Raw genomic sequence first — 9,699 nt, 5'->3', positions numbered from 1 at the left:
GATGGCGACCGCAGCGCGCCGAACGGTCCTGCCCCCCTCCCCCGAACCCCCTCCCCCCTTCTCCAAAACTTTCCAATTGCGGGGCATTGCGCGGAGCCGTGGTGAACAGTCGGGTGCTCACAGGATGGATGCGCCCCAATTGAAAAGTTTGGGAGGATGGGGGTCCGGGGGAAGGAACCTTTTTTAAAAGGTTCCTTCCCCCGGATTCAGATAGCTAACGCTCAAATCCGAACGAAAGGAGCAGGCACATGACGTGGGAGAGCATCGAGCGGCTGAAGACGGCGGCGGAACGCAATGCCCTGGCCATCAGCGAGGTCAAGGCGGCGGGCCGCAAGGTGGTGGGGCTGTACTGTCTGTACTCGCCGGCGGAAATCGCGCTGGCGGCGGGCGCGGTGCCGGTGGTGCTGTGCGGCACCCGCAACGACCCCATTGCCACGGCCGAGCAGGTGCTGCCGCGCAACCTGTGCCCGCTCATCAAGAGCAGCTTCGGGTTTGCCATGGAGGGTTCGTGCCCGTACCTGTCGGCGGCGGACCTGGTGGTGGCGGACACCACCTGCGACGGCAAGAAGAAGATGTTCGAACTGCTGGGCGAGATGAAGCCCGTGCACCTCTTGCATCTGCCCTCCACGCCGGGCGAGGAGGCCTTGCCCTTCTGGCGCGAGCAGTTGTCGGGGCTGGTGAAGCGGGTGGAAAACGACTTCGGGGTGACCATCACCGACCAGAACCTGACCGACGCCATCAAGCTGGCCAACCGCGAGCGCCGCGCGCTGAAGGCTTTGATGGACCTGCCGCAGATGGAACCGGCCCCGGTGACCGGCATGCAGATGCTGGAGATGCTCTTCAAGCTCGGGTTCTTCCCGGACCGTGAAACCATCATCGAACTGGCCGAAGGCGTGGTGAACGAGGTGCAGGCGGCGGCCAAGGCCGGAACCCTGCCCGAACGCAAGGGCGGCCCGCGCATCCTGCTGACCGGCGTGCCGGTGGGCATGGGGTCGCACAAGGTGGTGCGGCTCATCGAGGAATGCGGCGGCCAGGTGGTGTGCATGGAAAACTGCACCGGCTACAAGAAGGCCGACCTGGTGGCCGAGACGGGCGACCCGCTCACCGCGCTGGCCCGCCGCTACCTGTCCACGCCGTGCTCGGTCATGGCGCCCAACCAGGGCCGCTTCGACCTGCTGGAGCAGCTGGTGGCCGACTTCAGGCCGCACGGCGTGGTGGACCTGACCTGGCAGGCCTGCCATACCTACAACGTGGAGGCGTACAAGGTGCGCAACTTCCTGCGCGACAAGTTCGACCTGCCCAGCCTGCACATCGAGACGGACTACTCCGAGGCCGATGCCGAACAGCTCAAGGTGCGGATTGAGGCGTTCCTGGAGATGATCGGCTAAGGACTGTCTCTAAATTGTCTTTTAGTCCGTTGGCTTCGTCAAACTTCGCCTGCCATGTCAGTCGAATACGAGAAAAGTATACTCCCTCATGGCAGGCTCGTTTTCCTTGCCAACGAATGAAAATCCTAATTTAGAAACAGCCCCCGAGAGTCGTGGCGGATATGTACGGGTACCGCCCGTGCCCGCCGCTATAGGGATACACGCAGGGGCCGTCCGCAAGGGCGGCCCCTTTGCCATGCCGGGCGGCGTGCCCAACGACATCGCCCCCCGGCATTCGCATGCGGTGCGAATGCCGAAGGGGCGATGAGGGGGGCCGGGACGGACAGCCGCCGGAAGCGAGGAGCGGCATGCCTCCGGCGGAAGGGCGTCGTGCACGCGGTCGTGCCCGTCCCGGCGGGGGTGTTGCGTTGCGGACCGCCGCACCCCATGATTTGCCGTCAAACGTTGCGCCTTGTGGCGCTACAGTTCCACCTGCGCGCCGATTTCGATGACCCGCCCCGGCGGAATGCCGAAGAAGGTGGTGGCGTTCCAGGCGTTGCGCGACATGAAGGCGAACAGCGCCTTGCGCCAGCCCGCCATGCGGTTTCCGCTGCCGATGAGCAGGGTTTCGCGGCCCACGAAGAAGGTGGTGGTTTCCATGCGCATGGGCAGGCCGCGCGCGGCGGCAAGCTGCACCAGTTCGGGCACGCGCGGGGTCTGCATGAAGCCGTAGCGGGCCACCATGCGATGGAAGCCTTCGCCCAGGTTGTGCACCACCAGCCGGTCGGGCCGGGGCACGAAGGGGGAAGGTTCGGCCACGATGGTCAGCAGCACCACGGTCTGGTGCAGGGTGTGGTTGTGCTTGTAGTGGTGCAGCAGGGGCAGCGGGGTGCCCGTGGGGTTCACGGACATGAACACCGCCGTGCCGGGCACGCGCAGGGGCTTGGTGCGGCGCACCCCGTCCAGGAAGGTGCCGAAGGGCACCGAGGCGGCGGCAAAGCGCATGGACAGGGCGGCCCGGCCATCGCGCCAGGTCAGCATCAGGGTCATGACGCCAAGGGCCAGCAACAGGGTGAACCAGCCGCCGTCCATGATCTTGAGCAGGTTGGCGGACAGGAACGCCGCGTCGAAGGCCAGGAACAGCGCCACCAGCGGCACGGCCTGCCAGGGCCGCCAGCCCCAGCGCTGGCGCGCCACGGCGTAGTAGAGCAGCGAGGTCATGCCCATGGTGGCGGTGACGGCGATGCCGTAGGCCCCGGCCAGGCGGCTGGATTCGCGGAAGGCCAGCACCAGCCCCACGCAGGCGATCATCAGCAGCCAGTTCACGCCGGGCAGGTAGATCTGGCCGCGCGTTTCCTCCGAGGTGTGGATGATGCGCATGCGCGGCACGAAGCCGAGCTGGATGCCTTGCTGCGTCAGCGAATACACGCCGGATATCATGGCCTGCGAGGCGATGACCGTGGCCACCGTAGACAGCGCCACCATGGGGTACAGCAGCGGGCGCGGCACCAGCGCGAAGAACGGGTTGAAGGACAGTTCCGGGTCGGCCAGCAGCACCGCGCCCTGGCCCAGATAGTTGCACATCAGCGCGGGAAAGACCACGGCCATCCATGAAAGGCGGATGGGCCGCGCGCCAAAGTGCCCCATGTCGGCGTACAGCGCCTCGCCCCCGGTGATGCACAGCACCACCGAGCCCAGCACCACGATGCCGTGCAGGTGGTTTTCCATGAAGAACCGCACGGCATAGGCGGGGCTGATGGCGGCGAACACCTGCGGGTTGCGCAGCGCGGCCATGAGGCCCAGCGTGGCGATGGCCGCAAACCACACCACCATCACCGGGCCGAACACCCTGCCGATGCGCTCTGTGCCGTGCCGCTGGGCCATGAACAGCCCCACCAGCACGCCGATGGTGATGGGCAGCACGAAGGGCGCTGCGGCTTCCGTGGCCACCTCCAGCCCTTCCACGGCGGACAGCACCGAGATGGCCGGGGTGATCACCCCGTCGCCGTACAGCAGGGCGGCGCCGAAAATGCCCACCACGGGCAGCATGCGCCGAAAGCGCGAGATGGACGGGGCGGGGGCGGGCTTTGCCGCGCCGCCGGGCGTGGTGTCGTCGCTGCCGGGGGCCTGCCGGGCACCGTCTCGGGTGCCGTCGCGCAGGAGGGCCAGCAGGGCGAAGATGCCGCCTTCGCCGTCGTTGTCGGCGCGCATGATGAACAGCACGTACTTGATGGTGACCACCACGGTCAGCGCCCAGAACACCAGCGAAAGCACCCCCAGGATGTTGGTGGGTGTCACGGGCAGGGCATGCAGGCCGTGGAAGCATTCCTTGATGGCGTACAGGGGGCTGGTGCCGATGTCGCCATACACCACGCCCAGCGCGGCCAGGGCCAGCGGCAGCAGGCGGTCGGCGGCATGGGTGGGCCGGGTGGCCCCTGGTTCGATGAACGGAGTGGGGGGAGCGGACGGCGCCGGAGCGCCGGAAGACACGGCAGGGGCGGAATCGGATGCTTGGGTGGACATGTGCTCATGACCGGCAACAGGCGCGGACCCGTCGGAAGGCACGGGCGATGCGCCTCCGGTGGTGGAGGCTTGCGGGGCGGCGGGCCCGGTGATGGAGGAGGTGGCGGACGAAGACGCAACGGCATCGCTGCGCGGCGAGGCGCACGCAGTGCCGTCCGGCATGTTGCCGGACGCGGCTTCGCCCAACGGATCGGAACCGGTGGACATGAGGCCTCCGAAAAGGGTGGGGAAAGCTTCCCCCACCCCGAGGCCTGTCCGTCCGGCGATGGCCGCCCGCTGCATGGCAACGGACGGATGCACGGAAGGTGCTCGGAGGGGTGCTCTCCCTTCGACGCCTGCGAGGTTAGCTGACGGGCTCGGGCCGAAGAGATTGCCCTACGCCTTGCGGCGATGCGCCCCGTACCGGGTGACCGGCTGTTGGGTCCCCCGCTTCCGCCCCCAGGGCGGAATTCGGCGATTTCGACGAGGGGCTACGCCTGTCCGCGCACTCTGTCAATGGGGCGCGAACGCCTTGTCTCGCAAGGGGTTGCGGGCAGACGCGAAGGGGTGGGCGCGGCGCGGGCAGGTGGGGGGCGGGGTGGCGCAGTGCGCAGGCAGGAGAGGGCGGCAGCGCGGGGCGTGCGCGAGGTGTCGGGCGAGGCATGGGGCGAGGCATCGGGCGAGACATCAGGCAGGGCATCGGGGAGGCATCGGGCCAAGCATCGGGGGGGCATCTGGCAGGGCAGGCGTCGAACGGTTCGTGTCGGGCGGCGCGCACGCGCGCGTGGGGTAGGGTGCCTGCCCCCCATTGCCAGATTCCGGCTGCTGCTTATCATGTAACGTGCGCGCGCGAAGGCGGCGTGGCCCCCGGGCCGGGCCGCAGCGTGGGGCCAGCCGGGCGCTGCACCCCGGAGAGCATTTTTTCCGTTTTTTCGGGCATGGTGAAAGAAAACCGCTTGACGGTGACGGCGTGCCCATGTAGATACCCCTCCTGCCTCGCAGGTGTAGGCGCGTAGCTCAGGGGGAGAGCACTTCCTTGACACGGAAGGGGTCAGCAGTTCAAATCTGCTCGTGCCTACCACACCGAAAGCCCAGAGAGGGAGGTTCCGGCCTCCCTTTCTTGTTATGGTGCGCGCGGCGGCAACAACAAACTCACCGAGGAGATTCGGCGTGAACGTGACCATCGAAGGACAGGTGTTCGACGTGCAGTCCGGCGTCTCCTGCCGTGACGCCCTCAAGGGCGCCCTGAGCGGGAAGAAGTTCAAGAATGTCGTAGCCTGCCGCTGCAACGGCACCCCGCTCGACCTCACCGCCACCGTGCCCGCCGACACCACCACCATCGAACCGGTCTTCGCCGATTCGCCGGAAGGCATCGAACTCATCCGCCACTCCGCCGCGCACATCATGGCGGAAGCGGTGCAGAAGCTGTTCCCCGGGGTGAAGGTGACCATCGGTCCCGCCATCGACAGCGGGTTCTACTACGATTTCGACTACGAGCGCCCCTTCTCCGTGGACGACCTCGAAGCCATCGAGGCGGAAATGCAGAAGATCGTGGCTGCCGCGCATCCCTTCACCCGCACGGAAATGACCAAGGACGAGGCCGTGGCCCTGTTCGAGGGCATGGGCGAGACCTACAAGGTCGAGATCGTGCGCGACATTCCGGCGGATACGGTGTCCGTGTACCGCAGCGGCGACTTCGTCGACCTGTGCCGCGGCCCGCACATTCCCGACACCAGCTTCGTGAAGGCGTTCAAGCTGCTCTCCGTGGCCGGTGCCTACTGGCGCGGCGACGAGAAGAACCGCATGCTTTCGCGGGTGTACGGCACCGCCTTTGCCGACCCGAAGGCCCTGAAGGACCACCTGCACCAGATCGAGGAAGCCAAGCGCCGCGACCACCGCAAGCTGGGCCAGCAGCTGGACCTGTTCGCCTTCCACGAGGACGTCGCCCCCGGCATGGTCTACTGGCATCCCAAGGGCATGCTGCTGCGCACCATCCTCGAGGACTTCCTGCGCAAGGAACACCTGAAGCGCGGGTACGAACTTGTGCAGGGGCCGCAGCTTCTGCGCCGCGAGGTGTGGGAAAAGTCGGGCCACTACGACAACTACCGCGAGAACATGTACTTCACCGTCATCGACGACAACGCCTATGGCGTGAAGCCCATGAACTGCGTCTCGCACATGCTCATCTACAAGAGCCACCTGCGCAGCTACCGCGACCTGCCGCGCCGCATGTTCGAACTGGGTGTGGTGCACCGCCACGAAAAGTCGGGCGTACTGCACGGCCTGTTGCGCGTGCGCCAGTTCACTCAGGACGATGCGCACATCCTGTGCCGCCCCGACCAGCTGGAAGCCGAGATCATCGGCGTCATCGCGCTGGTGCGCGACCTGATGGGCCTGTTCGGGTTCGACTACCGCATCGTCATCTCCACCCGGCCGGAAAAGTCCATCGGCTCGGACGAGGACTGGGACCGCGCCACCAACGCGCTCATCGGCGCGGTGGCCACGGCGGGCCTGTCGTACACCATCAACGAGGGTGACGGCGCCTTCTACGGCCCCAAGATCGACATCAAGGTCACGGACGCCATCGGGCGCGAGTGGCAGCTGTCCACCATCCAGGTCGATTTCACCTTGCCTGACAGATTCGACTTGGTGTACATCGGGCAGGATGGCGAGCGCCATCGCCCGGTTATGGTCCACAGGGCCATCCTGGGGTCGCTCGAACGCTTCATCGGCGTGCTTACGGAGCACTTTGCCGGGGCCTTTCCCACGTGGATCGTCCCGGTTCAGGCGCGCCTGCTGACCGTCACCGACGCCCAGAACGATTTCGCCATGGGCGCGCGTGATCAGCTTGTGGCCGCGGGGCTTCGCGTGGAGGCCGATACGCGCAATGAAAAGCTGGGCTACAAGGTCCGCGAAGCCCAGTTGGAAAAGATCCCCTACATCCTCGTGGTGGGGGACAAGGAAGTGGAGGCCGGGGGCGTCAACGTGCGACTGCGCAATGGCGAAAACCTTGGTCTCAAGACCCTTGCCGAAGTGGCGGAGATGATCAGGGCGGACTGCCAGGAACCGTTTAAACGTGGAGGAATGAGCTATAGCTTCTCCTAACAACAGGATGCGCCGCGATATCCCGCAGGACACCGTGCGGCGTAATGAACAGGTCCGTGCCCGCGAAGTGCGGGTCATCGGAGCGGACGGCGAACAGCTCGGCATCTTGTCGCGCAACGACGCCATCGCGCATGCAAAGGAGCTGGGTCTCGACCTCGTCGAGGTGGCCGCCACGGCCGATCCGCCCGTGTGCCGCGTGATGGACTACGGGCGCTTCAAGTACGAGCAGCAGAAGAAGAAGGCCGAGGCGAAAAAGAACCAGACCGTGATCCAGATCAAGGAGATCAAGGTCCGGCCCAAGACGGATGACCATGACTACGACACCAAGGTCAGGCACATCCGCCGCTTCATCGAGGAAGGCGACCGCTGCAAGGTCACCGTCTTCTTCCGCGGGCGCGAAATCGTCCACAAGGATCGCGGCCAGTCCATTCTCGATCGTATCGTCGAGGATACCAAGGACATCGCCAAGATGGACCAGGAGGCCCGCGCCGAAGGCCGCACCCTGTTCATGATGCTCGCTCCGCTGCCGAAGAAATAGGCCGTTTCGGCCCTTGCTTCCGGCGCGTTTTTATCGCATTATGCCCCCTCTCGCCGGGGGTGCGGTCGCTTGCGCCGCTGCAACCGACCGGGAATTTTCGACGATCCAGTCCTTGAGAAGGCAAACCGGGTCCTCCGCCTTGCGGGGGGCTTCGTCATGCGTCCGTTGCCGCCCCGGCGGCCACGGCGCGAGCAGAGAACGGCAAGGAGTATCCAATGCCCAAGATCAAGACCCGGCGTTCCGCCGCCAAGCGCTTCTCCGTGACCGGCAGCGGCAAGTTCAAGCGCCGCAAGCAGAACCTGCGCCACATCCTCACGAAGAAGAACGCCAAGCGCCGCATGCGCCTCGGCCAGTCCGCCACGGTGGACAGCACCAATGAGAAGGCTGTGCGCCGGATGATGCCCTACGCCTAACGAAGGCGTTCAAAAAAGTACTTTTGCCCTCCGGCTGCGTCGGACTCGCCTTTTGCTCCGGTCGAGTACCTAAGAGTACACTCCCTTCGCAAAAGGCTCGTCCTCCTTGCCGGAGAACAAAATTCCTTTTTTTGAATCGCCTTCGTCGGGGCCTCTGCCCCGGCAAGGCGTGCTCTCTGTGTAACGAGAGCGCATCCCGCACTTTACATTATCCGCTCCGCTGGCCCGGTCTCTCGCCTCGCGGAGTCAAGATCACGATGGAGGTATTCCATGCGCGTGAAGAGAGGTCTCGCCTCCCACAGGCGTCACAAGAAGTATCTGGACGCGGCCAAGGGTTTCCGTGGCGGCCGCAGCAAGCTGTACCGCACCGCCCGCGAGGCCGTGGAACGTTCGTGGATGTACGCGTTCCGCGACCGCAAGGTGAAGAAGCGCGAATTCCGCAAGCTGTGGATCCTGCGCATCAACGCCGGCGCCCGCATGCACGGCCTGTCGTACAGCAAGTTCATGCACGGCCTCACCCTTGCCGGCATCTCCCTGAACCGCAAGGTGCTTGCCGACCTTGCCGTGCGCGAGAAGGAAGATTTCGCGAAGCTGGCGCAACTCGCCGCCTCGAAACTCAACTAACCCCATACGGGGTCTCTACGCATGGACCTTCTCAAGGAACTGGAAAGCCTGGTCCCGGAACTCGAAAGAGGCCTGGACCAGGCTTCGTCATTGACGGAGCTTGAGGAACTGCGCGTCGCCTTCCTTGGCCGCAAGGGGCGTCTTGCGCAGATCATGGGCCGCCTGCCCGAACTTTCGCCGGAGGACCGGCCCCGCCTGGGGCAGGCCGCCAACGGCGTCAAAATGGCCCTCACCGAGCGCTTCGAAGGCCGCAAGACCGCCCTTGAAGCCGCCAGCGAGGCCGCCGCGCTTTCCCGCTTCGACCCGACCCTGCCCGGTCGCGCGCCGTGGCGTGGCTCGCTCCACCCCGATACCCTGGTCATGGAGGAAATCTGCTCCGTGTTCCGGGGGCTTGGTTACGACATCGTGACCGGGCCGGAAGTGGAGATGGACCACTACAACTTCGAAGCGCTGAACATGCCCGCCGAACACCCGGCGCGCGACATGCAGGACACCCTGTACGTCACCGAGTCCATCCTGATGCGCACCCACACCTCGCCGTTACAGGTGCGCACCATGCTGGCGCGCAAGCCCCCGGTGGCCATCATCGCCCCCGGCAAGGTCTACCGCCGCGACTCGGACATCACGCACACCCCCATGTTCCACCAGATCGAAGGCCTGATGGTGGACAAGGGCGTGAGCATGGCCGACCTGCGCGGCACGCTCACCTCGTTCCTGCGCACCGTGTTCGGCGGCGATACCAAGGTCCGCTTCCGCCCCAGCTTCTTCCCCTTCACCGAACCCAGCGCCGAGGTGGACATCTCGTGCTGCATCTGTGGTGGCAAGGGGCACGTGGGCAACGAACCCTGCCGGGTGTGCAAGACCACCGGCTGGGTCGAGATCCTGGGCTGCGGCATGGTGGACCCCGCCGTGTTCACCGCCGTGGGCTACGATCCCGAGGAATACACCGGCTTCGCCTTCGGCCTCGGCGTCGAACGCGTGGCCATGCTCAAGTACGGCATTGGTGACCTGCGCATGTTCTTCGAGAATGATGTGAGGTTCCTTTCCCAGTTCAGGTAAGTGATTTCGGATTCCGGGGGGGGGGGGGGGGGGGGGGGGGGGGGGGGGGGGGGGGGGGGGGGGGGGGGGGGGGGGGGGGGGGGGGGGGGGG

General features: G+C 65.9%; 7 protein-coding genes, 1 tRNA gene and 1 riboswitch. Of the genes, 7 read left to right on the top strand and 1 reads right to left on the bottom strand.

All coding sequences use genetic code 11. From position 1 onward, the window contains the following. The first annotated feature begins 248 nt into the window (after nt 1-248). Nucleotides 249-1,388, top strand: coding sequence for a double-cubane-cluster-containing anaerobic reductase (locus K6142_RS16500; protein ID WP_190243688.1), 1,140 nt, complete (start codon nt 249-251; stop codon nt 1,386-1,388). A 459-nt stretch (nt 1,389-1,847) separates the two neighbouring features. Here K6142_RS16500 and kup read toward each other — a convergent pair whose 3' ends face one another. After that, nucleotides 1,848-3,890, bottom strand: a complete 2,043-nt coding sequence (gene kup, locus K6142_RS16495; protein ID WP_190243737.1) for a potassium uptake protein — start codon at nt 3,888-3,890, stop codon at nt 1,848-1,850. A 317-nt stretch (nt 3,891-4,207) separates the two neighbouring features. Next, nucleotides 4,208-4,356, bottom strand: a riboswitch (cyclic di-AMP (ydaO/yuaA leader). A gap of 519 nt (nt 4,357-4,875) precedes the next feature. Here kup and K6142_RS16490 point away from each other — a divergent pair. The 6 genes from K6142_RS16490 to pheS all read left to right on the top strand — a co-directional run bounded on the left by K6142_RS16490 (nt 4,876) and on the right by pheS (nt 9,608). Beyond that, nucleotides 4,876-4,950: transfer RNA gene (locus K6142_RS16490), tRNA-Val, on the top strand. Between the two features lie 89 nt (nt 4,951-5,039). After that, complete coding sequence (gene thrS, locus K6142_RS16485; RefSeq protein WP_167122681.1) at nt 5,040-6,974, top strand: threonine--tRNA ligase; 1,935 nt, start codon at nt 5,040-5,042, stop codon at nt 6,972-6,974. A 7-nt stretch (nt 6,975-6,981) separates the two neighbouring features. Next, the gene (gene infC / locus K6142_RS16480) at nt 6,982-7,512 is read left to right on the top strand and encodes a translation initiation factor IF-3 (RefSeq protein ID WP_012612127.1); all 531 of its coding nucleotides are present in this window, start codon (nt 6,982-6,984) and stop codon (nt 7,510-7,512) included. A gap of 215 nt (nt 7,513-7,727) precedes the next feature. Then, the gene (gene rpmI / locus K6142_RS16475; protein WP_012612126.1) at nt 7,728-7,925 is read left to right on the top strand and encodes a 50S ribosomal protein L35; all 198 of its coding nucleotides are present in this window, start codon (nt 7,728-7,730) and stop codon (nt 7,923-7,925) included. Between the two features lie 270 nt (nt 7,926-8,195). Beyond that, nucleotides 8,196-8,549, top strand: coding sequence for a 50S ribosomal protein L20 (gene rplT, locus K6142_RS16470; RefSeq protein WP_007522954.1), 354 nt, complete (start codon nt 8,196-8,198; stop codon nt 8,547-8,549). 21 nt (nt 8,550-8,570) lie between these two features. After that, nucleotides 8,571-9,608: a phenylalanine--tRNA ligase subunit alpha gene (gene pheS, locus K6142_RS16465; RefSeq protein WP_190243689.1), complete on the top strand. Its 1,038-nt coding sequence runs from the start codon at nt 8,571-8,573 to the stop codon at nt 9,606-9,608. Nucleotides 9,609-9,699: the final 91 nt, after the last annotated feature.

Source organism: Nitratidesulfovibrio sp. SRB-5, assembly GCF_019931275.1.
GTDB lineage: Bacteria > Desulfobacterota > Desulfovibrionia > Desulfovibrionales > Desulfovibrionaceae > Cupidesulfovibrio.
This window is presented reverse-complemented; position numbering and strand designations above follow the sequence as displayed.

Bases quoted from the DNA above. Each gene is read 5' to 3' on its own strand.
- K6142_RS16500 (WP_190243688.1), top strand. From the start codon at position 249: ATGACGTGGGAGAGCATCGAGCGGCTGAAGACGGCGGCGGAACGCAAT.
- kup (WP_190243737.1), bottom strand. From the start codon at position 3,890: ATGTCCACCCAAGCATCCGATTCCGCCCCTGCCGTGTCTTCCGGCGCT.
- infC (WP_012612127.1), top strand. From the start codon at position 6,982: ATGCGCCGCGATATCCCGCAGGACACCGTGCGGCGTAATGAACAGGTC.
- rpmI (WP_012612126.1), top strand. From the start codon at position 7,728: ATGCCCAAGATCAAGACCCGGCGTTCCGCCGCCAAGCGCTTCTCCGTG.
- rplT (WP_007522954.1), top strand. From the start codon at position 8,196: ATGCGCGTGAAGAGAGGTCTCGCCTCCCACAGGCGTCACAAGAAGTAT.
- pheS (WP_190243689.1), top strand. From the start codon at position 8,571: ATGGACCTTCTCAAGGAACTGGAAAGCCTGGTCCCGGAACTCGAAAGA.